Raw genomic sequence first — 21,658 nt, forward strand, 5'->3', positions numbered from 1 at the left:
CCTGGTTGACGCTAGACGCCGAGATGCTCGTGCAGCACCGTCTCGTCGAGGCCGGCAACCGGCCCCGAGGCGACGATCCTGCCCTTCGCCATCGCATGAAACTGCCGCGCGGCGCGGCGGATCAGCCCGAGATGCTGCTCGATCAGCAGCAGCGCGGTGCCTTCGCGCGTCGCCAGGCGGTCGAGCGCCTCGCCGAGCTCGTCCACCACCACCGGCGCGAGCCCCTCGCTAGGCTCGTCGAGGATGAGCAGGTCCGGGTTGGCCATCAGCGCGCGCCCGATGGCGAGCATCTGCTGCTGCCCGCCCGACAGCGCGGTGCCCGGCGTCGCCGCGCGCTCGGCGAGGATGGGGAACATCGCGCACACCGAGGCGAGCGTCCATGGCCCCGGCCGCCGCACCGCGGCGCCGAGCAGGAGGTTCTCGCGCACCGTCAGGTTGGGCAGGATGCGCCGGCCCTGCACCACCACCGCGATGCCCGCCCGCGCCGCCCGGTAGGGCCGCAGCGGCAGCGTCTGCGCCGCCCCGTGGAAGCGCACCGCGCCAGCCCGCACCCGCGCCAGCCCGAGCACGGCATTGACCGTGGTGGTCTTGCCCACGCCGTTGCGCCCGACCAGCGCCACGCGCTCCCCCTCGGCCACCGCCAGGCTGACGCCGTGCAGGATATGCGCCTCGCCGTAGAAGGCGTGCACGCCGTCGAGTTCGAGGATCATGCCGCCGCGCTCCCGAGATAGGCGCGCACCACCTCGGGGTGGCGGCGGATCTCCTGCGGCGTGCCCTCGGCGAGGATGGCCCCGAGTTCGAGCACGGTGATGCGCTCGCAGATGCGGAACACCACCTCCATGTCGTGCTCGACCAGCAGCACCGTCACGCCCCGCGCGCGGGCGAGCTCGCGCAGCCGGTCCGCCAGCGCGAGGGATTCCTCGGCCGTCAGCCCCGCCGCCGGTTCATCGAGCAGCAGCACGCGCGGCGGGCCGACCAGCGCGAGGGCGAGATCGAGCCGCCGCTGGTCGCCATAGGCGGTCTGCTCGGCCGGCACCGCGGCGAGCCGCGCGAGGTCCAGCTCATCGAGCAGGCGCGGCGCGTCGGTCGCGCCGACGCGCCGCGCCGCGAGGTCGAGCTGCGCGCCCACCGGCAGGGCGGGGAAGATGCTGGTGCGCTGGAAGGACCGCGCCAGCCCGGCATGGCGCCGCGCCGCCGGCCCCAGGCCGGTGATGTCCTGGCCGAACAGCCGCACGCTGCCGCCGCTGCCCGGCGCGCGGCCCGACAGCACGTCCACCAGCGTGGACTTGCCCGCCCCGTTGGGGCCGATCAGGCCGCGGATCTCGCCGGGCACGAGGTCGAGATCGACGCCGCGCAGCGCCGCGACGCCGCCGTAATGGCGCGCGAGACCCCGCGCCAAGAGCGCCGGCGCGCTCATGCCTCGGCCCCGTGCCGCCGGCGCAGCCGCCGCGGCAGGCCCGACAGCCCGTCCGGCAGGAACACCATGACCAGCACCAGCAGGATGCCAAGCAGGCCGAGCCAGCGCTCGGTCACCTCGACCAGCTGCTCGCGCAGCAGGAAATAGACCGCCGCGCCGGCGAGCGGCCCCCATACCGTGCGCGTGCCGCCGAGCAGCGCCATGATCAGCGCCGAGCCCGAGACGCTCCAATGCACCGTCTCAGGGGAGACGAAGCCGTTGTAGAGCACGTAGAGCACGCCGCCCGCCGCGGCGATGCCGCCCGACAGCGCGAACACCGCCGCGCGCGGCAGCACCGTGCCATAGCCGAGGAAGCGGGCGCGTTCCTCGTTCTCCCGGATCGCCTCGGTCAGCAGGCCGAAGCGGCTGCGCGCGAGCAGCGCGGCGAGCGCGGCCAGCGCCACCATCGCCAGCCAGGCGATGAGGAACATTCCCTCGGCCCGCTGGAAGGTGGCGGCGGGCAGGCCGAAGATCTCGCGCGGCAGGGCCACGGTCAGCCCGTCGGCGCCGCCGGTCACGCCGCGCGCCTTGTTCGCCGCCTCGAAGCAGGCCTGGCCGAGGGCGAGCGTCAGCATGGCGAAGGCGATGCCGTGCACCCGCACGACGATCAGCCCGAGGCCGAAGCAGACCGCCGCCACCGCCAGCACGGCCAGCGGCAGCGCCGCTTCCGCCGGCAGCAGCCCGGGCGCGCCGAGGCCGATGCCGGCGAGATAGGCGCCGGCGCCGAACATCGCCGCATGACCGAAGCTGACCATGCCGTTCTGCCGCGCCAGCACGCCGACGGACAGCGCGAGGATGGCGTAGATGCAGGCCTGCGCCAGCAGCGAGAGCAGCACGCCCGGCGGCACCAGCGCCGCGATCGCCGGCCCCGCCGCCGCTGCCGCCAGCGCCCCGGCGGCGATCCGCCCTGCCCCGCTCACAGCCGCTTCCCCGCCAGCCCGGTCGGCCGCCACAGCAGCACCGCCGCCATGGTCAGGAACGGGATCAGCGCCGCGATGTCGGGCAGCAGCACCGCGCCCAGCACCTGCACCTGGCCGAGCAGCAGCGCCGCCAGCGCCGCGCCGCCCAGGCTGCCCAGCCCGCCCACCACTACCACCACGAAGCAATCCACCAGGATCTGCCCGCCCATCGCCGGGGACAGCGACAGGAACGGCGCGGCGATCACCCCCGACACCCCGGCCAGCGCGGCGCCGAGCGCGGTGACCAGCATCGCCACCGCGTCGGTGTTCACCCCCTGCACGGCGGTGATCGCCGGATCGAGGCTCGCGGCGCGGACGAACAGCCCGGCGCGGGAACGGTGCAGCCAGGCCAGCAGCGCGGCGGTCAGCGCCGCCGCCATGGCGATCACCGCCAGGCGATAGACCGGGAAGGCGTCGCCGCCCAGCGCGACGGAACCCGCCAGCAGCGCCGGCGCATCCATCGAGCGGCCCTCGGTGCCCCAGATCCACTGCACCGCATCCTCGATCACCAGCAGCAGGCCGAAGGTGACGATCACCGTCACCAGCGGGTCGCGGTCCTGCAAGGCGCGGAACACCAGCCGGTCGAGCACTGCGCCGAACAGCGCCAGCACCACCGCGCTCGCCGCCAGCCCGGCCCAGAAGCCGCCCGCCTGCGCCGCCGTGTAGCCGGCATAGGCGCCGAGCATGTAGAAGGCGCCATGGCCGAAATTGACCACGCGCCGCAGCCCGTAGATCAGCGCCAGCCCCGCCGCCAGCACCAGCAGCAGGCTGCCATAGACGAGGCCGTTGAGGATCTGGATGGTCACCGCGCCGCCTCCGCCCGCCGTTGCGCGCCGAGCGGCGTGAGCAGCGCGCCGAGCAGCATCTCAAGGCTGTCGGCGATGTAGTCGTCGATCGTCATCCGCCCCGCCAGCCGCCAGGTCTTGAGCGCCCATCCATGCGCCATCATCACCACGCGATAGGCGGTCAGCTCGGCATCCACCGGCCGGAACAGCCCCTGCGCGATGCCGTCGCTGATGCAGTCGGCGATCAGCGCATTCGTCTCGACCTCGCGCCGCTTGATGTGCTCGCGCAACGAGCGGCGCAGCGAACGCGATTCCTGATAGGCGAGCAGGGTCGCCTCGGGCCTTTCGGCGACGATCCGGCAATAGGTATCCACCGCGGCGGCGAAGCGCGCGAGCGGATCGCGCAACCCGGCGAGCGCCGCCGGGATACTGCTGGCATAGGCATCAAGCAGGCTGTCGAGGACCAGGAGCAGGAGTTCCTCCTTGTCCTCGACATAGTTGTAGATGAGCCCGGGGCTGACGCCGACGCGAAGGGCGATGTCGCGCATCGTCGCCGCGTGATAGCCGCGGCGCCCGAACAATTCGCCCGCCGCCTCGGTGATCTGGGCCCGGCGCTCGGCGGTCAGCCTGGCCGCGGCGGGCTGGCCGCCGCCGGCCGCGCGCGCCGACACGGGGGCACCGCGTCCCGCGCTCACCGACCGGCTCCGCGTGCGCCGGTGTCCCGCCGGGGCGCCATGCCGCGGCACTTCCGCCCGCCCGCCCGGGCGGGCGGGCGCCCTTCGATGGAAGGTCCGATCATCGCCGCGCGCCGGTCAACGCGGCGGCGCCCCGCCCGAGGCCGGCATGTCGTGGGCGAGGAAGATCTCGCCGCCATAGCCGGCGGCGAGCGGGATGCGGAGTTCGCGCCCGCCGGGGACGGCGCGCACGAATTCCGGCTCGACGGTGATGACGGGCGCGCTGCGCGCGGCGCCGATCGAGGCTTCGGCGGTGGTCTCGCGCGCCAGCTTCATCAGGTTGATGCGGGTCGGGAATATCATCTTGCGGCGCCCGTTGGCGGCATCGTCCAGCGCGTCGGCCGGCCGGATCCAGACGGAATCGACCGCCTCCCCGCCGTCATGCAGGGCGAGATGGTCCTCCGGCGCGACGGTTAGGAAGAAATGCGTGTCGAAGCGCTTGGGCTGGGTGCGCGGCGTGATCCAATGCGCGAAATGCACCAGCAGGTCGGTCGCCGGCACCAGGTCCTCGGCGGCGAGGATATCGGCGAAGGCGGCCTCGCGGCGGCACAGCGCGGCGCGCGGCGCCTCCAGCCGCTGCACCACCTCGGCGCCGACCAGCCCCTGCTCGCCGCGCCGCCGGGCCAGCAGCACGCCGCATTCCTCGAAGGTTTCGCGCACCGCCGCGACGTGGATGGGCGTGGCGTGCGAAGCACCGCCGAGGGCCTCGGCGATCGCGGCATCGTCCGGATCGACGCGGCCGCCGGGAAACACCAGCGCGCCCGAGGCGAAGTCGATCTCATGGTGGCGGACCACCATGAACACCTCCATGCCCTGCGGGCGGTCGCGCAACAGCAGCACGGTGGCGGCGGCGCGGGCGGAAACCGGGGAAGCGGGGCTGGCGGACATGGGCAGGGGAGCCTCGGGCGGCGTGCAGGCAGGGGCCGGCTGCACAGGCGGCGTGGGGCGCCATCGCGGCGCGGGGGGCGTGGTCAGTGGCGGCGCAGCAGCACCTCCCCCACGGCATGATCGCTGCGCTTGGACAGCACGAGCCGCGCGCGCTCGCGCGTCGGCGCGACATTGCGCCGGAGGTTGACGAGATTGACGCGGCGCCAGATGTCGCGCGCCATCGCCTCCGCCTCCGCGCGCGGCAGGTCGCGGTAGCGGTGGAAATAGGAGGCCGGGTCGCGGAAGGCGGTGCGCTGGAGCAGCAGGAAGCGTTCCAGGTACCAGGCCTCGATGTCGGCGGTCTCGGCATCGACGTAGATCGAGAAGTCGAAGAAATCCGAGGCCACGACCGAGGTGGCGGTGGTCTGCAGCACGTTCAGCCCCTCGAAGATCAGGATATCGGGCCGGCGCACCGCCTGGTGCTCGCCGGGCACGATGTCGTAGGCGAGGTGCGAATAGACCGGCGCCTGCACCTCGAGCCCCGACTTTGCATCGGCGAGGAAGCGGATCATCCGGCGCAGGTCGTAGCTTTCGGGAAAGCCCTTGCGGTGCATCAGACCGCGCTGTTCCAGCACCCGGTTCGGATGCAGGAAGCCGTCGGTGGTCACGAGATCCACCCGCGGATGGTCGGGCCAGCGCGCCAGCAGGAACCGCAGCGTGCGCGCGAGCGTGCTCTTGCCCACGGCGACGCTGCCGGCGATGGCGACGATGAAGGGCCGGTGTTCCGCCGCGCGGTCGAGGAAGGCCGCCTTCTCCGCCGCCAGCCGCCGCGCCGCCGCCACCTCGAGGTTGATGAGGCAGGCGAGCGGGGTCAGCGTCTCGGTCACCTCGGCGAAGGAGACCGGCTCGCTCACGCCGCACAGCGCGGCGAACTCGGCTTCCGTCAGGGCGGGCGGCGTGCCGGCGGCGAGCGCGGCCCAGTCGCGCCGCGTGAACCGCTCCCATTCCTGCGGGCGCGGCTCCGCGCGGGGCGCGTCGAGGGCCGGCGCAAGGGCCGCGGCCAGCATGGCCGGACGCGGCATCAGCCGCCATGCTCCGCGCCGCGGGCGGCGCCGCGAGGAGGCGAAGAAACCATCGGAAAAGCCTCGAGGTGCATGGCGGTCCCCGGAATCAGCTCAGCGCCACGCCGGCATAACCGCGCGCGGCGATGTCGTCGGCCCAACCGCGGTAGGCCGGCGCGCTGCCGGTGTAGCGCGCGACGCGGCGCACCTGCCGGCCCTTGACATTGACGTTGACGCCGGTCATCCATGAATCGACCTCCATGGAGAGCAGCCCCTTGGCGACCTCCATCACATGGTCCATCCACTTCGCCATCGCCTCGGGCGTCGCCTCGGCGCGCGTCAGGCCATTGGCCTGCATGTGGCGCAGCAGCCGGGTCACCCAGTCCACGTTGAACTCGATCGAGCGCGGGATGTTGCCGAGCGCGGCGTGCGGGCCGAGCAGCATGAACATGTTGGGGAAGCCGTCCTGCAACATGCCGACCAGGGATGTCGCGCCGTCCTTCCACATCTCCTTCAGCGTCACGCCGTCCTTGCCGCGGAAGTCGATGCGGTCGAAGGCGCCGCGCAAGGCGTCGAAGCCGGTGGCATAGACGATGATGTCGAATTCGTAGTCCCGTTCGCTGGTGCGGATGCCGGTCCCGGTGATGCGCTCGATCGGCGTCTCGCGGGTGTCCACCAGCGTCACGTTCGGCTGGTTGTAGACCTCGTAGTAGTTGGTCTCGAGCGGCACGCGGCGGGTGCCGAAGCCGTGGTTGGTCGGGATCAGCTTCTCGGCGACCTTCTGATCCTTCACCCGCTGGCGGATCTTGTTGGCGACGAAGTCCGAGATGACCCGGTTGGCCTCGCGGTTGGTCAGCATGTCCTTGAAGTTGCCGACCCAGATGCCGAAGCCGCGCTCGTTGTAGAGCTTCTCGAGGATCGCGTTGCGCTCCTCCTCGGACGCGTCGAAGGTGTTCTTGTCCATCGGCGTGTGCAGGAAGCAGGAGAAGGTCTCCTCGCAGCGACGGAAGATCTCGTCGTAGCGGGCGCGGATCTGCTCCATCTCCTCGGGCGCGATCCTGCCGTTGCCGAGCGGGGCGCACCAGTTCGGCGTGCGCTGGAAGACCACCAGTTCCCGCGCCATCTTGGCGACCTCCTGGATGGTCTGCACGCCCGAGGCGCCGGTGCCGATGACGGCGACGCGCTTGCCGGCGAAATCCACCGGCTCCTTGGGCCACAGGCCGGTGTGGAAGGACTGGCCGCGGAAGTCGCTGATGCCGGGGAAGTTCGGCATGGTCGGCGCCGACAGCGCGCCGATCGCGGTGATCAGGAAGCGCGAGCGGTGGCGGCTGCCATCCTCGAGCGTGACGGTCCAGCTGCGGCTGGCCTCGTCCCATTCGGCCGCCTTGACCCGCGCGTTGAACTGGATGTCGCGGCGCAGGTCGTATTTGTCGGCGACGCGGTTGAGGTAGCGCTCGGTCTCCGGCTGCGGGGCGAAATGCTCGCTCCAGCTCCATTCCTGCAGCAGGTCCTTGTCGAAGGAATAGCCATAGGAATAGCTCTCGGAATCGAAGCGGCAGCCGGGGTAGCGGTTCCAGTACCAGGTGCCGCCGACGCCCGTGCCGGCCTCGAAGACGCGCGCGCGCAGGCCGAGCTCGCGCAGGCGGATCAGCTGGTAGAGGCCCGACATGCCGGCGCCGATCACGATGGCGTCGAAGGTGGTGCCAGGGGCGCCGGCGGGCGCCGCGCGCGTCTCGGTCATGGTGGTCATCGGGTTCGGTCCTTGCAGGATTGGCGGCGCGCCGGTCAGTCCGCGCGGGCGCCGGAAATGCGAACGATCTCGCCCCAGCGGTCGATCTCGGAAGCGATGATCCCGCGCAGCTCCTCGGGCGAGGAGAAGGCGATCTCGAGCCCGAGCGTGTCGCGGAACCGTTCCTCGACGCCGGGCGCGCGAAGGCCCCGCTGCAGTGCGGCCGAGGTGCGCTCGACCGCGGCGCGGGGCATCCCGGCGGGGCCGATGACGGCGAAGAACACATCGGTGACGCAGTCCGGCACGCCGGCCTCGGCCATGGTCGGCACGTCTGGCAGCGCCGGCGCCCGCGCCGCCCCGGTCACCGCCAGGGCGCGGAACTGCCCGGCGCGGATCGCGGCGAGGCCGGTCGTCATGGTCTCGAAGGTGAAGGCGACGTCGCCGCGCATCATCGCCGTGGCCGAGGGCGCATTGCCGCCGAAATGGACGGCGAAGATGTCGATCCCGGCGCGCACGCGCAGCAGCTCGCCCGACAGATGGCTCGACGAGCCCACCCCGGGGGTGGCGTAGGAGAGCTCCCCCGGGCGCGCCCGCGCCGCGGCGATCAGCTCCGGCAGCGAGCGGATCGGCGATTGCGAGCGCACCACCAGGATGTTCGCCGTGCGCGCGATCTGGGCGATCGGCTCATGGTCGCGGCGCGGGTCATAGGGCAGGCGACGGAACAGCGAGACATTGATCGCCAGCGCCCCGCCCGCCGAGACGCCCATCGTGTAGCCGTCGGGCGCCGCCTTGGCGATGGCGTCCACGCCGATATTGCCGCCGGCCCCGGCGCGGTTCTCGACCACCACAGGCTGCCCGAGCCCATCGCGCAGCATTTCGGCGAGCAGGCGCCCGAGCACGTCGGTCGAGCCGCCGGCGGGGAAGGGCACGATGAAGCGGATCGGCCGTGCCGGCCATTCCTGGGCCCGGGCCGGGGTGGCCAATGCAGGCGTCAGCAACGCCGCGCCGCCGATCAGCGCCTGCCGGCGCGGCAAGGCCGCAGCCTTCGGTCGTTCCATGGTTTCCCCCACTCCACTCATCTTTTTCGGTTTGCTTTTCCAGCGGGCGGCAGCCCGCTGAACATGGGTTTAGTCTGCGCAGCCGGCGCGGCAATCGTCAATCACCTCTCCTGCGGCCCGCCAGGCGGCCATCGGGCGACGCATCGCGGATGCCGCCTCCGGCAGCGGACCGCCGCGAGGACCGCCATCGCCGCTTTTTCGATTGCATCAGATTAATTGTCTGGCTAATTAATTACCTGCGATGAGATTGGATGCAACCCTGCTCGGCGGTCAGGAACGCTTCGGCGTGCTGCTCGGGCAGATCGCCCGCCATTGGCGCGCGCGCCTCGACCGCCGGCTGAGCGAGTTCGGGCTGACGGATGCCCGCTGGGTGACCCTGCTGCATCTTGCGCGCAGTGGCGACGGCCTCACCCAGAAGGACCTCGCTGCCCGCGTCGGTGTCGGCGGGCCGACGCTGGTCCGCACCCTCGACCGCCTGGAGCGGGAAGGCATGGTCGTCCGGGTGGGCGACGTGCAGGACCGCCGCGCCAAGACCGTCCACCTGACGGCCAAGGCGATCCCGGTGCTGCGGCTGATCGAGGAAAACGCGGCTGCGGTGCGGTCGGAACTGCTGGACGGCATCTCCGCGGCGGAGCTCGATCTCTGCCTCGCGGTGTTCGATCGCGTGGCGGCCAATCTCGCCGCCACGCCTGCAAGGACGGATTGCGAGAATGGACATAGGGCAGCCTAGCGGCATCCCGGCGGAGACGGCTGGCCAGCCTGCGCGGATGCGGGTGATCCGGCGGATCGTGGGGCGGGCGGCCGCGGTGGTGGTCGGCGGGGCCATGCTGGTCGCCGCCGGTTCGTGGCTGATGAAGCAGTTCACCCATATCCATGTCGATGATGCGCGCATCGCCGCCGACATGGTCGTGCTGAGCAGCCGCATGCCGGGCTGGGTGACGGAGGTCAGCGTCGCGGAAGGCGATTCCGTCACCCGGGGAACGGTGATCCTCACCATCGATCAGCGCATCGCCGCGCTCGACCTGCGCAATGTCGAAGCGCAGCTCGCCGGCGTGGCCGCCCGCCGCGCCGAGACCGAGGCGCGCATCGTGATGATCGACCACCAGACCGCCAGCCAGGAGGAGGCCCAGCGCGCCCGGGTCGAGGCGGCCGAGGCGGCGCTCGCCGGGGCTGAGGCGCAGTTCGAGCTGGCCCAGGCGGATTTCGCGCGCGCGCAGGAACTCGTGACCACCGGCGCCGGCACCAGGGCCCGCTTCGACCAGAGCCGCGCCGCCCTCGATTCCGGCCGGCAGGCGGTGCTCGCCCGGCGCGCCGACCTGACCAATGCGCGCGCCACCCTCGCCGAGGTCATCGCGGCGCGCGAGCAGCTCAACGTGCTGCGGCGGCAGCTCGAGACACTGGCGGCCGAGGAGGCGAGCCTGACGGCGCAGCGCGAGCGCGCCGCGCTCGACCTCGCCGACCGGCGCATCGTCATGCCGTTCAACGGCAGGGTGGACCGCGTCTTCGTCGATCCGGGCGAATACGTCACGCCGGGCCAGCGCCTGCTGATGGTGCACGATCCCGACGCCGTGCGCGTGGATGCCAACGTCAAGGAAACCGACATCCGCTATTTCCGCCCCGGCGGGCGGGTGCGGGTCACGGTGGACGCCTATCCCGGCCTGGTCCTCGACGGGGCGGTCGATCGCCTCGGCCAGGCCGCGACCAGCGAATTCGCGCTGCTGCCCAACCCCAACCCGAGCGGCAATTTCACCAAGATCTCCCAGCGCCTGCCGGTGCGGATCCGCGTGCCGCAGCAGGAAGGGCGGCTGCGCCCGGGCATGATGGTGGAGGTCGAGGCATCCATCCGTGACTGACCAGGCGCCGGCGCCCGGCTCGCTCCCCGCGCTCATGAAGCGCTGGGGGCCCAATTACCGGTGGTATGTCACGATCACGGCGATGATGGGCACCATCAGCACCGTGCTCAGCTCGACCATCGTCAATGTCGCCCTGCCGGACATCATGGGGACATTCGGCATGGGCCAGGACAAGGCCCAGCTGATCTCCACCGGCTTCCTCGCGGCAATGACCGGCACCATGCTGATCAATGCCTGGCTGGTGGACAGCTTCGGCCAGCGCGCCACCTTCTCCGGTACCATCGCCGTCTTCATCGTCGCCTCGGCGATGGGCGGCCTCGCGCCCAGCGAGCCGATCCTGATCCTTGCCCGCGTGCTGCAGGGCGGCGCGGCGGGGGTGCTGCAGCCGCTTGCGATGGTGACCATCTTCCAGGTCTTCCCGCCCGAGCGGCGCGGCTCGGCCATGGGCATCTACGGCATCGGCGTGGTGCTGGCGCCGGCGCTCGGGCCGACCATCGGCGGGCTGATGGTGGACAACTTCAACTGGCGCTTCGTGTTCTTCCTGGTGCTGCCGACCTGCGTCGCCGGGCTGTTCCTCTCCGCGCTGTTCATGCCCAGGCGCGCGGCCAGCGGCCCGCGCAAGCCCTTCGACTGGATCGGCTTCGCCCTGCTCTCGGTGTTCCTGGTCGTGCTGCTCAACGGGCTGTCCAACGGCCAGCGCCATGGCTGGCGGTCGCACATGGTACTGCTCAACTTCACCCTCGCCGCGGTCTCGGGCCTCGCCTTCGTGGCGTGGGAGACCTGGACCGCCGCGCCGATGCTGAACCTCGCGCTGTTCCGCCTCCCGAGCTTCTCCGGCGCCTCCATCGTCGCCATCGTGTTCGGCGCCGGCATCTTCGGCTCGACCTACCTGGTGCCGATCTTCGTGCAGACCATCCAGGGCTACACCGCGACCCGGTCGGGGCTGGTGCTGATGCCCGCCGGGCTCATCCTGACGATCGCCTTCCCCATCGCCGGGCGGCTGACAGACAAGCTGCCGGCGGATGTGATGATCACCGCCGGGCTGCTACTGTTCGCCTGGTCCTCGCTGCTCATGGCCGGGCTCGACACCAACACCCCCTTCTGGTCGCTGGCGGTGTGGATCGCGCTGGGGCGCGTCGGGCTTTCCCTCATCATGCCGAGCCTGAACGCGGGGGCGCTGCGTGCGCTTCCGCCGCAACTGCTGGGCCAGGGTTCGGGGGCGCTCAACTTCGTCCGCCAGCTTGGCGGGGCGATCGGGACCAACCTGCTCGCGGTGATGAGCGAGCGGCGCGGCCAGCTCTACGCCCATGCCTTCGCCGCCTCCCAGGACACCGCCAATCCCGCCACGGTGGATTTGCTGCGCCAGCTTCTCTCCTACCTCCTGGCCGAGGGAGGCGTTGCCGAAGGCGGTGTCGCCCCGGGCTTCGGGGCAGAGAGCATCGGCCTGGCCGAGGGGCAGCGGCTCGGCTACGCGCTCGACTATCTCGGCCGGATGCTGGCCGCGCAGGCGGCGATGATGGGCTACCGCGACGGCTTCCTGCTGGTCGCCATCGCCTTCGTCGTCGCCATCCCGCCCGCCTGGCTGATGCGCCTGCGCCCGCGCCCGGCGGGCTGAACGCCGCCGCATCGCCGGAGCCGGCCGGGGTGCTTCCGCGAATGGCGGGGCCGTGCCAGCCTGGGACGGTGACTTGACGGATGCCGGTCCGAACCGATCGGCGCGGATGGCGATCGAGGAATGAAGGGGGAAACGTCGTGGATTTCGCTCTGACACCGCAGCACGAGGCGCTGCAGGAGGCCATCGGGCGCATCTGCGCCGATCTCGGCGACGACTACTGGCTAATGCGCGACCGCCAGGGCGGCTTCCCGACCGAGCTGCACCAGGCGCTCGCGAAAGGCGGCTGGCTCGGCGTCTGCATGCCCGAGGATGTGGGCGGCGCCGGCCTCGGCATCACCGAGGCGGCGCTGATGATGCAGACCATCGCGCAATCCGGCGCGGGCATGAGCGGCGCCTCGGCCATCCACATGAACATCTTCGGGCTGCAGCCGGTCGTGGTGTTCGGCACCGAGGAACAGAAGCAGCGGATGCTGCCGCCGCTGATCGAGGGGCGCGAGCGGGCCTGCTTCGCCGTGACCGAGCCCAATACCGGCCTCGACACCACCCAGCTCAAGACCCGCGCCGAGCGGCGCGGGGACCGCTATGTGGTGCATGGCCAGAAGGTATGGATCAGCACGGCGCAGGTCGCCGAGAAGATGCTGCTGCTGGCGCGCACCACCCCGGCTGAGCAGGCGCGCAAGCGCACCGAGGGGCTGTCGCTGTTCTACACCGACTTCGACCGCAGCCGCATCGAGGTGCGCGAGATCGAGAAGATGGGCCGCAAGGCGGTCGATTCCAACCAGGTGTTCATCGACGGGCTCGAGATTCCGGTCGAGGACCGCATCGGCGAGGAAGGGCAGGGCTTCCGCTACATCCTGCACGGCATGAACCCCGAGCGCATCCTGATCGCCGCAGAGGCGGCGGGCCTCGGTCATCTCGCGGTGTCGCGCGCCGCCGCCTATGCCAAGGACCGCGTGGTGTTCGGGCGCCCGATCGGCCAGAATCAGGCGATCCAGCATCCGCTCGCCGAATGCTGGATGGAGCTCGAGGCGGCGCGGCTGATGACGATGAACGCCGCCTGGCGCTACGATAGCGGGCTCGAATGCGGGGCGCAGGCGAACGCGGCGAAATACCTCGCCGCCGAGGCCGGCTTCAAGGCATGCCAGCAGGCGGTGATGACCCATGGCGGCTTCGGCTACGCGAAGGAGTATCACGTCGAGCGCTACCTGCGCGAGAGCATGATCCCGCGCATCGCCCCGGTGAGCCCGCAGCTCATCCTCAGCTTCGTCGCCGAGCGCGTGCTCGGGCTGCCGAAATCCTACTGAACGCGCCGCCGCAGGGCGGCCCCTTGAGCAAACCAGGAAGATGCCGATGAAGGTCCTTGTCCCCGTCAAGCGGGTGGTCGATTACAACGTGAAGGTCCGTGTCAAGGCGGACGGGTCGGGCGTCGAGACGGCGAACGTCAAGATGTCGATGAACCCGTTCGACGAGATCGCGGTGGAAGAAGCCGTGCGCCTGAAGGAAAAGGGCGTGGCGACGGAGATCATCGCCGTCTCCGCCGGCCCGTCCGCCGCGCAGGAACAGATCCGCACCGCGCTCGCCATGGGGGCCGATCGCGGCATCCTGGTCGAGCATGACGGCGTGCTGGAACCGCTCGCGGTGGCCAAGATCCTCAAGGCGATCGTCGCCAAGGAAGGCCCGGCGCTGGTCATCCTGGGCAAGCAGGCGATCGACGACGACATGAGCGCGACCGGCCAGATGCTGGCCGCGCTGCTCGGCTGGGGCCAGGGCACCTTCGCGTCCAAGATCGAGAAGGATGGCGAGACCCTGAAGGTGACGCGTGAGGTCGATGGCGGGCTCGAGACGGTGTCGCTGAAGCTTCCCGCGATCGTGACCACCGACCTGCGGCTGAACGAGCCGCGCTACGCCTCGCTGCCCAACATCATGAAGGCGCGCAAGAAGCCGATCGAGACGGTGAAGCCGGCCGATCTGGGCGTTGATGTGACGCCGCGGCTGAGCGTGCTGAAGGTCGAGGAGCCGGCGAAGCGCCAGGCCGGCAAGAAGGTGGGCTCGGTGCAGGAGCTCGTCGAGAAGCTGCGCAACGAAGCGAAGGTGATCTGACCATGGCCGTGCTCGTTCTCGCCGACCACAAGGATGGCGGCATCACCCAGCCCACGCGCAGCACGGTCGCGGCCGCCGCGGCGCTCGGGGACGTCCATGTGCTGCTGGTAGGCGAAGGTGCCGCCGCGGCAGCGCCCGCCGCCGCGAAGATCGCCGGCGTAGCGAAGGTGCTGACCGGTGCGGAAGCGCCGGTGCTGGCCGAACCCCTGGCCGCCCTTCTGGTGGCGATGGCGCCGGGGTATTCGCACCTGCTGGCCCCGGCCTCGGCCTCGGGCAAGAACGTGATGCCGCGTGTCGCGGCGCTGCTCGACGTGCAGATCCTGTCCGACATCTCGGGCGTGGTCGATGCCGATACCTTCATCCGCCCGATCTATGCGGGCAATGCGTTGGCCACGGTGAAGTCGTCGGATGCGAAGAAGGTGATCACGGTGCGCGCCGCGTCCTTCGACCCGGCGCCGGCCGAGGGTGGCTCCGCTTCGGTGGAAGCCGCGCCGACCGCCGCCGATCCCGGCCTGTCCACCTTCCTGGGCGCGGAGATCGTGAAGTCCGAGCGGCCGGAACTGACCGCCGCGCGGATCGTCATCTCCGGTGGTCGGGCCATGGCGTCCTCCGAGAACTTCGCCATCATCGAGAAGGTCGCGGACATCCTGGGCGCGGCCGTCGGTGCGTCGCGCGCCGCGGTCGATGCGGGCTATGCGCCGAACGACATGCAGGTCGGCCAGACCGGCAAGATCGTGGCGCCGGACCTCTACATCGCCGTCGGCATCTCGGGTGCCATCCAGCACCTGGCCGGCATGAAGGACAGCAAGGTCATCGTCGCCATCAACAAGGACGAGGAGGCGCCGATCTTCCAGGTCGCCGACTACGGCCTGGTGGCGGACCTGTTTAAGGCGGTGCCGGAACTGGAAGCCGAACTGGCGAAGTAAGGCCGGGGGAGGAGAACCTCTCCCGAACCTCCTCCCTTCCTTGTCATCTGGCGCCGGCCTCGGCTGTCAGTTCCCAGGTGCCAAGAAAGGTTGAGGGGGGTACGGGGGGAGAAGTTCCCTTCTCCCCCCGTTTCTCGTTTCAGGGTTCAGCCCGCGAGGACGATGCCTTCCTCGATCAGCGCGGCGATCTCGGCGCCGGTCGCGCCGAGCCCTTCCAGCACCTCGATGCTGTGCTCGCCGATGCCCGGCGCGGGCCGGATCGCGGCCGCGGCTTCCGGCGGCACCCCGGGCAGCCGGGGCACAAGGATGCGGCCATAGGGCGCCTGGTCCAGCTCCGTCAGGATGCGCGAATGGCGCACCTGCGGATCGGCGCGCATCTCGGCATAGCTGTTCACCGCGCCGCACAGCACGTCGTGGCGGCTCAGCAGCTCGATCCAATGCGCGGTCGGCGCGGTGGCGAACAGCGCGGCCAGCCCGGCATCGATCTCGCCGCGCCGTTCGAGCCGGCCGGCGATCTTGGCGAGGGACGCATCCCCCGCCCAGTCGGTCCGCCCGATCGCCTGGGCGAGCTTGGCGAACATCGGGTCGGTCAGCGCGGTGACGTTGATATAGCCGTCGGCGGTCGCGTAGGTCGCCGCCGGCACCGCCACGGGCTGCACGGTCTTGCCGCCGGCGATCTCGTCCTCGACCACCGCCATGGCCTGGAAGGCGCTGGTGGCCTCGAGCAGCGAGGCCTCCACATGCCCGCCCTTGCCGGTGGTGGCGCGGCGATAGAGCGCCGCGCCGGTCGCCTGCGCCGCATAGACGCCGGTGCAGATGTCGGCCACCAGCACGCCCACCTTGCGCGGCGTCCCGCTCGCATCGCGGTTGACGCGCATCAGCCCGGTCATCGCCTGGAACACGGAATCCGATCCGGGCCGCGTCTCATAGGGGCCATCCTGCCCGTAGCCATTGACCGAGACATAGACGAGCCGCGGATCGCGCGCGGCGAGATCGGCATAGCCGAGGCCGAGCCGCGCCGCGACGCCGGGGCGGAAGCTCTCCACCACCACGTCCACGCCCTGGGCGAGGCGCGCCAGCAATTCGCGCCCCTTTGGCCGCGTCGCGTCGATGGCGATGGACCGCTTGCCGAGGTTGCCGGCGATGAACAGCCCGCACTTGCCTTCGAGCCCCCAGCCGATGCCGCGGCCCCAGTCGCCCGCGGGCGGCTCCACCTTGATCACCTCCGCCCCCTGCTGGGCGAGGATCGAGGCGCAGGACGGCCCCGCGAGCCCCTGGCTGATATCGAGCACCCTGAGCCCGCGATAGGGCGGCTCCCATGCCGGCATGGCGTTCCTCCTCCTCAGAACCTGGCCCGGTCGTAGATCTCCGTCCGCAGCGCCTGCTCGAAGCGGTCCACGTCCACGCCGGTGCGCTGCACGATCTCGCGCCATTTCCGCAGATTGGCAAGGAAGGCCTCGATCACCGGCTCCGGGTTGCGGGCGCCGCGCTGGCGCGCCACGGCGATGGCGTTGCGGACCTCGTCACGGTTGTAGTCCTCGAGCAGCCGGGCCAGCGCCGGATCGGGCGGGAAGGTGGTCACGCCGCGCTCGCGCGCGCGGCGCTCCACCGTCTCGTCGTCGCGGACGTAGCCGACCGCGACCTGCGCCAGGGCGCGCGGGACCAGGCGCAGGAAGGCGGCGCGGTCCTCGGCGCGGATGCCGTTCCAGCTGTCGCGGTTGAAGGCGATCAGCGCGCCGCCGAAATACGCCCCCATCGGCAGGTCCACGACGTTCTTCGCCACATCCCACAGCGACAGCGTCTCGAGCCAGGCCACTGAGCCGATGACGCAGTCGAGCTGGCCGCGCTCGAGCGCCTCATAGGCCTCGGCGTTGGGGATGTTGACGCCGACGCCGCCCATGCGCTGCGCCCAGCGGCCATAGACATTGCCGGCCGCGCGCATCCGCAACCCGCGCAGGTCGTCCATGCTGCGAACCGGCTGGCGGCACATGACGCGGTATGGCGTGGTCGAGTAGGCGCCGATATAGACCGTGTTGTTGCGGCGATACTCGGCCAGGCAGTCCGGGCAGTTCAGCAGCACCGTCTCGTTGATGGCGCCCATCGTCGCCAGCGGATCGGCGGCGAGCAGCGCGAGGTCGCTCATCGCCGTGTTCAGCGGGATCTGGTTCGGGTGGTAGAGCGAGACGACGAAGCCGCCATCGACCAGCCCGGTGCGGATGGCCGAGAGCGTCGCCGGCCCGGCGACCAGCGAGCCGCCCGTGTGCAGCTGGATCCGCAGCGACCCGCCGGTCGCGCGCTCCGCCTCCTGGAACAGCGGGATCAGCCCGTCGCGGTTGCTGCCGTGGCTGGGCGGCAGGTAGCTGGAATAGGTCAGCGCCCGCTGTTGCGCCGATGCGCCGGCCGGCAGCAGGCTGCCCAGCGCCAGCGCGGCGCCGGCCAGCAGGGTTGTCAGTCCCGATCGTCTCGTCATCTCCGTTCCTCCCTTGTGGTTGATGGCCGGTCGCGCGCGGGGCGGCAGCCTCAGCGCCCCATCAGGTCCGGCAGCCAGAGCGAAATCTGCGGATAGGCGATCAGCAGCGCCATGATCACCGCCTCGGCCGCCAGGAACCACAGCAGGCCGCGGAAGATCGTCGGCAGCGGCACCTCCTTGCCGACGATGCCGCTGACGACATAGGCGTTCATCCCCACCGGCGGCGTCAGCAGGCCGATCTCGAGATACTTGATGACCAGCACGCCGATCCACACCAGGTCGAGGTTGAGCGCCTGGAACATCGGCAGCAGCACCGGCAGCGTCAGCAGCATCAGCCCGAGCGGATCGAGGAAGCAGCCGAGAAACAGGTAGATCAGCGAGGCGCCGATCACCACCAGCAGCGGATCCACCGCCCAGCTTCCCATCAGCCCGGCAAGGAAGCCCGGCATCCCCGACAGCGCCAGGAAGCGCGACAGCAGCACCGCGCCGATGGCGATGAAGAAGATCGAGGCGGTCCCCTCCAGCGCCTCCATCACCGCCGCGCCCATCGCCGCGCGCGACATCCGGCCCTGCAGCGCGGCGATGCCGCAGGCGGCGAGCGCGCCGACCGCCGCCGCCTCGGTCGGCGTGGCGACGCCGCCATAGAGGCTGCCGATCACCGCCAGCACCAGCACCGGGATCGGCCAGACCTGGCGCAGCGCGGCCAGCCGCTCGGCCCAGCCGGCCGGCTCCTCCGCGCGCGGCGCCAGCGCCGGGTTCAACCAGCAGCGCAGGATGATCATCGCCGCATAGACCGCCGCCGTCAGCAGCCCCGGCACGATGCCCGCGATCAGCAGCCGGCCGATCGGCTGCTCGGCGAAGATGCCGTAGAGCACCATCAGGATGCTCGGCGGGATGAGCGAGCCGAGGGTGCCGCTCGCCGCCACCACGGCGGTGGCGAGGCCGGGCTCGTAGCGCGCGCGCAGCATCTCCGGGATGGCGAGCCGGCCCATCGCCGCCGCCGTCGCCATCGAGGATCCCGAGGCGGCGGCGAAGCCCGCGGCGGCGAAATTGGTGGCGACCGCGAGCCCGCCCGGCAGGAAGCCCAGCCACAGCCGCGCGGCGCGGAACAGGCTGCCGGTCATGCCGGTGTGGTAGGCGACCGCCCCCATCAGCAGGAACATCGGCACCGCCGAGAGCGACCAATGCGCGGCGAAGTCGAAGGGCAGCGCGCCGAGCGCGCCGAGCGCCGCCTGCGGGCTCCGCAGCACCGCGATGCCGACGACCGACACGCCGCCGAGGGCGACGCCGATCGGCACCCGCAGCGCGATCAGCACGAAGACGGCGCCGAGCCCGGCGAAGCCGATCTGCAGCGAGGTCATGCGGCGGGTCCGGGCCGGGGGCGGCAGGGAGGCGGGCGGCGCTGCGGCATCTACTCCACTCTGATCCCGGCCTCGCGGATCAGCGATCGCCAGGTCGCGAGGTCGGCGGCGAGCAGCGCGCGCAGCTCCTCCGGCCCGCCCTGGCCCATCACCAGCCCGCGCGCTTCCCACTGGGCGCGGAAGGCGGGATCGGCGGTGGCGGCGCGCATTGCCGCGGCAAGGCGCGCGATGATCGGCTGCGGCGTGCCCGCCGGGGCGAAAAGCGCCTGCCAGAAACTCGCCTGCACGCCGGGCAGCGTCTCCTGCATCGCCGGCAGGTCGGGCATCAGCGCGATCCGCTCGCGCGCGGTGACGGCGATGGCGCGCGCGCGGCGGTCGGCCAGCAGCGGCGCCGCATCCGACACCGTGGCGAGGAAGGCGGGCAGCCGCCCGGCCGTCAGGTCCACCAGCGCCGGCGCCGCGCCGCGATAGGGCACATGCACGAAGGGCGCGCCGGAGGCGCGGTGGATCATCTCGATCATCAGGTGGTTCACCGCGCCGATGCCCGAGCTGCCGAAGGTCAGCCCGCCCGGCGTGCGCCGCGCAAGGTCAAGGAAACCGGCGAAGTCGGCCGCCGGCACGTCGGGGTGGAGCACCAGGATGAAGGGCGTGTCGTAGAAATGCGCGATCGGCGCCAGTTCGCGCAGCGGGTCCTGCGGCACCAGCTGCGGCTGCAGCGCCGGCGCGATGGCGAGGCTCGCCGCGCCCATCAGCAGCGTGTAGCCGTCGGGGCGCGCGCGCACGACATGGGCGGCGGCGATGGCCGCCGCCGCGCCGGTGCGGTTCTCCACCACCACCGGCTGGCCGAGCTCGCGCGCCAGCCGCTCGGCCGCCGCGCGCGTCGCCGTGTCGGTCAGCGCCCCGGCCGGATAGCCGGTGACGAGCGTGACCGGCCGCGCCGGCCAGGCCGCCTCCTGCGCGCGCGCTGCCGCCGGCGCGCCGAGTGCTGCCGCCAGCATTGTCCGCCTGCCGATGCCGCTCATCGCCTCTCTCCCCATCCGCGCCCGCGCCGCGCGCCCCGTTGACGCATCATCGCCCCGCCCGCAGCCTGCGCGCGAAGAAGCAGGAGGACGCCATGACCGAAAGCCCCGCCGAGCCCGGCATCCTTGGCGCCGCGGCGCTGACCGTCGCGGACCTGTTCCGCGACCGCGCGGCGCGGCACCGCGACCGCGTCGCGCTCGAACAGGATGGCCGGCGCTGGACCTATGGCGCGCTGGAGGAACGGGTGAACCGCCTCGCCCGCGCGCTCGCCGCGCGCGGCGTCGGGCGCGGCGAGCGCATCGCCGTGCTGTCGGAGAACCGGCACGAATTCGTCGAGGCCGAACTCGCCGCCGCCTCGCTCGGCGCCATCGTGGCCTGCCAGAACTGGCGCCAGTCGCGCGAGGAACTGGCCTATTGCCTCGCCCTCGCCGACCCTTGCCTGTGCCTGGTCTCGGAACGCTTCGAGGCGCGCCTGGCCGAGGCCGGCGGCGGCGCGCTGCCGGGCCTGGTCTTCGGCCCGCGCTACGAGGCGGCGCTGGCCGCCGAAAGCGCCGCGCCGCCGCCCGACCGCGCCGAGCCGGAGGACGGCCTCGTCATCCTCTACACCAGCGGCACCACCGGCATGCCGAAGGGCGCGCTGATCAGCCAGCGCGCCATGGCCGCGCGCGCCATCATCGCCCGCGCCGACCAGAGCGCCTTCCCCGAGGAGACCTTCGTCGCCTGGTCGCCGATGTTCCACATGGGCGCGACCGACAGCGCGCTGGCGGCGCTGATGCATGGCGGCAAGGTCATCATCCACGACGGCTTCGACCCGGCCGCCCTGGTCGCGGTGCTGGCGCGCGAGGAGCTCGGCTGGCTCTCGGTCATGCCCGGCACCGCCGAGCCGCTGCTCGAGGAACTGCGCCGCACCGGCGCGCGCCCGCGCGGGGTCCGGCTGGTCGGCGCCATGGCCGACCTGATCGCGCCGGCCGCCATCGCCGAGCTGACCGAAAGGCTGCAGGCGCCGTTCCGCAACACCTTCGGCTCGACCGAGACCGGCCCCGGCCCGGCCAGCCGCGGCCGCATCCCGGTGGGCGCGACGCCGGCGCGGCTGTCGAAGGTGCAGAGCTCCTACTGCCGCATCCGCCTGGTGGACTCCGAGGACCGCGAGGTGCCCGACGGCGAGCCCGGCGAGGTCGCCTTCCGCGGCCCGAGCCTGTTCAGCGGCTACTGGCGCGCGCCCGAGACCAATGCGCGCGACTTCCGCGGCGGCTGGTTCCACATGGGCGACGTGATGCGGCGCAACCCGGACGGCACGCTCGATTTCGTGGACCGGGTGAAATACCTCATCAAGTCGGGCGGCGAGAACATCTACCCGGCCGAGATCGAGCGCGTGCTGCTCGCCTCCCCGCGGGTGAGCGAGGCGGTGGTGGTGCGCCGCCCCGACGCCCGCTGGGGGGAGGTGCCGGTGGCCTTCGTCGCCCGCCGCGACGCGGCACTGACCGAGGCCGAGCTGATCGCCGCCTGCCGCGCCGCCATCGCCGGCTACAAGGTGCCCAAGGAGATCCGCTTCATCGAGGAAGCCGCGCTGCCGCGCAGCACCACCGGCAAGATCCGCCGCCACGAGCTGGAGGCGCTGCTGTCCCCGCCTCCCGCCTGAACCGGCGGGCATCGCCCAGGGCGCG

Annotated in this window: 20 protein-coding genes; 7 read left to right on the forward strand and 13 right to left on the reverse strand. The window is 71.8% G+C overall.

Annotated features, from left to right (window positions below; all coding sequences use genetic code 11):
* Nucleotides 1-11 precede the first annotated feature (11 nt).
* The 9 genes from QWZ14_RS04595 to QWZ14_RS04635 all read right to left on the reverse strand — a co-directional run bounded on the left by QWZ14_RS04595 (nt 12) and on the right by QWZ14_RS04635 (nt 8,649).
* On the reverse strand, nt 12-710 hold the full coding sequence (locus QWZ14_RS04595; protein ID WP_290315393.1) for an ABC transporter ATP-binding protein: 699 nt from the start codon (nt 708-710) through the stop codon (nt 12-14).
* Entirely contained in the window at nt 707-1,417 is a 711-nt protein-coding gene (locus QWZ14_RS04600) for an ABC transporter ATP-binding protein (protein ID WP_290315394.1), read from the reverse strand. Before QWZ14_RS04600 ends, QWZ14_RS04595 begins: the two co-directional genes overlap by 4 nt.
* Nucleotides 1,414-2,376 carry a branched-chain amino acid ABC transporter permease gene (locus QWZ14_RS04605; protein ID WP_187830007.1) on the reverse strand — a complete coding sequence of 321 codons (963 nt, stop codon included), beginning with the start codon at nt 2,374-2,376 and terminating at the stop codon, nt 1,414-1,416. Before QWZ14_RS04605 ends, QWZ14_RS04600 begins: the two co-directional genes overlap by 4 nt.
* Nucleotides 2,373-3,221: a branched-chain amino acid ABC transporter permease gene (locus tag QWZ14_RS04610; RefSeq protein ID WP_149536430.1), complete on the reverse strand. Its 849-nt coding sequence runs from the start codon at nt 3,219-3,221 to the stop codon at nt 2,373-2,375. The genes QWZ14_RS04605 and QWZ14_RS04610 overlap by 4 nt, the downstream gene beginning before the upstream one ends.
* Nucleotides 3,218-3,871: a TetR/AcrR family transcriptional regulator gene (locus QWZ14_RS04615; RefSeq protein WP_290315395.1), complete on the reverse strand. Its 654-nt coding sequence runs from the start codon at nt 3,869-3,871 to the stop codon at nt 3,218-3,220. The genes QWZ14_RS04610 and QWZ14_RS04615 overlap by 4 nt, the downstream gene beginning before the upstream one ends.
* A 141-nt stretch (nt 3,872-4,012) precedes the next feature.
* Nucleotides 4,013-4,822: an NUDIX hydrolase gene (locus tag QWZ14_RS04620; protein WP_149536431.1), complete on the reverse strand. Its 810-nt coding sequence runs from the start codon at nt 4,820-4,822 to the stop codon at nt 4,013-4,015.
* Between the two features lie 83 nt (nt 4,823-4,905).
* The gene (coaA, locus tag QWZ14_RS04625) at nt 4,906-5,883 is read right to left on the reverse strand and encodes a type I pantothenate kinase (protein WP_290315396.1); all 978 of its coding nucleotides are present in this window, start codon (nt 5,881-5,883) and stop codon (nt 4,906-4,908) included.
* Between the two features lie 88 nt (nt 5,884-5,971).
* Nucleotides 5,972-7,612, reverse strand: a complete 1,641-nt coding sequence (locus tag QWZ14_RS04630; protein ID WP_290315397.1) for a flavin-containing monooxygenase — start codon at nt 7,610-7,612, stop codon at nt 5,972-5,974.
* Between the two features lie 35 nt (nt 7,613-7,647).
* Nucleotides 7,648-8,649: a Bug family tripartite tricarboxylate transporter substrate binding protein gene (locus QWZ14_RS04635; RefSeq protein ID WP_290315398.1), complete on the reverse strand. Its 1,002-nt coding sequence runs from the start codon at nt 8,647-8,649 to the stop codon at nt 7,648-7,650.
* A 241-nt stretch (nt 8,650-8,890) separates the two neighbouring features.
* On the opposite strand from QWZ14_RS04635, the gene QWZ14_RS04640 reads away from it, so the two are divergent.
* From QWZ14_RS04640 to QWZ14_RS04665, 6 genes are all read left to right on the forward strand, one after another.
* Complete coding sequence (locus QWZ14_RS04640) at nt 8,891-9,379, forward strand: MarR family transcriptional regulator (protein ID WP_211847631.1); 489 nt, start codon at nt 8,891-8,893, stop codon at nt 9,377-9,379.
* Nucleotides 9,360-10,502, forward strand: coding sequence for an HlyD family secretion protein (locus QWZ14_RS04645; RefSeq protein ID WP_290315399.1), 1,143 nt, complete (start codon nt 9,360-9,362; stop codon nt 10,500-10,502). Before QWZ14_RS04640 ends, QWZ14_RS04645 begins: the two co-directional genes overlap by 20 nt.
* A complete protein-coding gene (locus QWZ14_RS04650) occupies nt 10,495-12,117 on the forward strand; it encodes an MDR family MFS transporter (RefSeq protein ID WP_290315400.1) in 1,623 nt (540 codons plus the stop codon). The genes QWZ14_RS04645 and QWZ14_RS04650 overlap by 8 nt, the downstream gene beginning before the upstream one ends.
* A 137-nt stretch (nt 12,118-12,254) precedes the next feature.
* Nucleotides 12,255-13,421, forward strand: coding sequence for an acyl-CoA dehydrogenase family protein (locus QWZ14_RS04655; protein WP_290315401.1), 1,167 nt, complete (start codon nt 12,255-12,257; stop codon nt 13,419-13,421).
* 46 nt (nt 13,422-13,467) lie between these two features.
* Nucleotides 13,468-14,217, forward strand: a complete 750-nt coding sequence (locus tag QWZ14_RS04660; RefSeq protein ID WP_290315402.1) for an electron transfer flavoprotein subunit beta/FixA family protein — start codon at nt 13,468-13,470, stop codon at nt 14,215-14,217.
* Between the two features lie 2 nt (nt 14,218-14,219).
* A complete protein-coding gene (locus QWZ14_RS04665; RefSeq protein WP_290315403.1) occupies nt 14,220-15,143 on the forward strand; it encodes an electron transfer flavoprotein subunit alpha/FixB family protein in 924 nt (307 codons plus the stop codon).
* A 146-nt stretch (nt 15,144-15,289) separates the two neighbouring features.
* Here QWZ14_RS04665 and QWZ14_RS04670 read toward each other — a convergent pair whose 3' ends face one another.
* The 4 genes from QWZ14_RS04670 to QWZ14_RS04685 are packed head-to-tail and all read right to left on the reverse strand — an operon-like array spanning nt 15,290 to nt 19,996.
* Nucleotides 15,290-16,471 carry a CaiB/BaiF CoA transferase family protein gene (locus QWZ14_RS04670; protein ID WP_290315404.1) on the reverse strand — a complete coding sequence of 394 codons (1,182 nt, stop codon included), beginning with the start codon at nt 16,469-16,471 and terminating at the stop codon, nt 15,290-15,292.
* 14 nt (nt 16,472-16,485) lie between these two features.
* Entirely contained in the window at nt 16,486-17,613 is a 1,128-nt protein-coding gene (locus QWZ14_RS04675; RefSeq protein ID WP_290315405.1) for a C4-dicarboxylate TRAP transporter substrate-binding protein, read from the reverse strand.
* Between the two features lie 50 nt (nt 17,614-17,663).
* Entirely contained in the window at nt 17,664-18,974 is a 1,311-nt protein-coding gene (locus QWZ14_RS04680) for a TRAP transporter large permease (protein ID WP_290315406.1), read from the reverse strand.
* A gap of 50 nt (nt 18,975-19,024) precedes the next feature.
* The gene (locus QWZ14_RS04685; protein WP_290315407.1) at nt 19,025-19,996 is read right to left on the reverse strand and encodes a Bug family tripartite tricarboxylate transporter substrate binding protein; all 972 of its coding nucleotides are present in this window, start codon (nt 19,994-19,996) and stop codon (nt 19,025-19,027) included.
* Between the two features lie 92 nt (nt 19,997-20,088).
* Here QWZ14_RS04685 and QWZ14_RS04690 point away from each other — a divergent pair, with 92 nt between their 5' ends.
* Nucleotides 20,089-21,633 carry a class I adenylate-forming enzyme family protein gene (locus tag QWZ14_RS04690; RefSeq protein WP_290315408.1) on the forward strand — a complete coding sequence of 515 codons (1,545 nt, stop codon included), beginning with the start codon at nt 20,089-20,091 and terminating at the stop codon, nt 21,631-21,633.
* The last annotated feature ends 25 nt before the right edge of the window (nt 21,634-21,658 follow it).

The sequence above is a fragment of the Paeniroseomonas aquatica genome (genome assembly GCF_030409335.1).
Classification (GTDB): domain Bacteria; phylum Pseudomonadota; class Alphaproteobacteria; order Acetobacterales; family Acetobacteraceae; genus Belnapia; species Belnapia aquatica.

What these genes read in the sequence shown, in the direction of transcription:
- QWZ14_RS04660 (WP_290315402.1), top strand. Translation starts at nt 13,468, where the DNA reads ATGAAGGTCCTTGTCCCCGTCAAGCGGGTGGTCGATTACAACGTGAAG.
- QWZ14_RS04680 (WP_290315406.1), bottom strand. Translation starts at nt 18,974, where the DNA reads ATGACCTCGCTGCAGATCGGCTTCGCCGGGCTCGGCGCCGTCTTCGTG.
- QWZ14_RS04595 (WP_290315393.1), bottom strand. Translation starts at nt 710, where the DNA reads ATGATCCTCGAACTCGACGGCGTGCACGCCTTCTACGGCGAGGCGCAT.
- QWZ14_RS04645 (WP_290315399.1), top strand. Translation starts at nt 9,360, where the DNA reads ATGGACATAGGGCAGCCTAGCGGCATCCCGGCGGAGACGGCTGGCCAG.
- QWZ14_RS04600 (WP_290315394.1), bottom strand. Translation starts at nt 1,417, where the DNA reads ATGAGCGCGCCGGCGCTCTTGGCGCGGGGTCTCGCGCGCCATTACGGC.
- QWZ14_RS04635 (WP_290315398.1), bottom strand. Translation starts at nt 8,649, where the DNA reads ATGGAACGACCGAAGGCTGCGGCCTTGCCGCGCCGGCAGGCGCTGATC.
- QWZ14_RS04665 (WP_290315403.1), top strand. Translation starts at nt 14,220, where the DNA reads ATGGCCGTGCTCGTTCTCGCCGACCACAAGGATGGCGGCATCACCCAG.
- QWZ14_RS04690 (WP_290315408.1), top strand. Translation starts at nt 20,089, where the DNA reads ATGACCGAAAGCCCCGCCGAGCCCGGCATCCTTGGCGCCGCGGCGCTG.
- QWZ14_RS04640 (WP_211847631.1), top strand. Translation starts at nt 8,891, where the DNA reads ATGAGATTGGATGCAACCCTGCTCGGCGGTCAGGAACGCTTCGGCGTG.
- QWZ14_RS04620 (WP_149536431.1), bottom strand. Translation starts at nt 4,822, where the DNA reads ATGTCCGCCAGCCCCGCTTCCCCGGTTTCCGCCCGCGCCGCCGCCACC.
- QWZ14_RS04670 (WP_290315404.1), bottom strand. Translation starts at nt 16,471, where the DNA reads ATGCCGGCATGGGAGCCGCCCTATCGCGGGCTCAGGGTGCTCGATATC.
- coaA (WP_290315396.1), bottom strand. Translation starts at nt 5,883, where the DNA reads ATGCCGCGTCCGGCCATGCTGGCCGCGGCCCTTGCGCCGGCCCTCGAC.
- QWZ14_RS04675 (WP_290315405.1), bottom strand. Translation starts at nt 17,613, where the DNA reads ATGACGAGACGATCGGGACTGACAACCCTGCTGGCCGGCGCCGCGCTG.
- QWZ14_RS04630 (WP_290315397.1), bottom strand. Translation starts at nt 7,612, where the DNA reads ATGACCACCATGACCGAGACGCGCGCGGCGCCCGCCGGCGCCCCTGGC.
- QWZ14_RS04685 (WP_290315407.1), bottom strand. Translation starts at nt 19,996, where the DNA reads ATGAGCGGCATCGGCAGGCGGACAATGCTGGCGGCAGCACTCGGCGCG.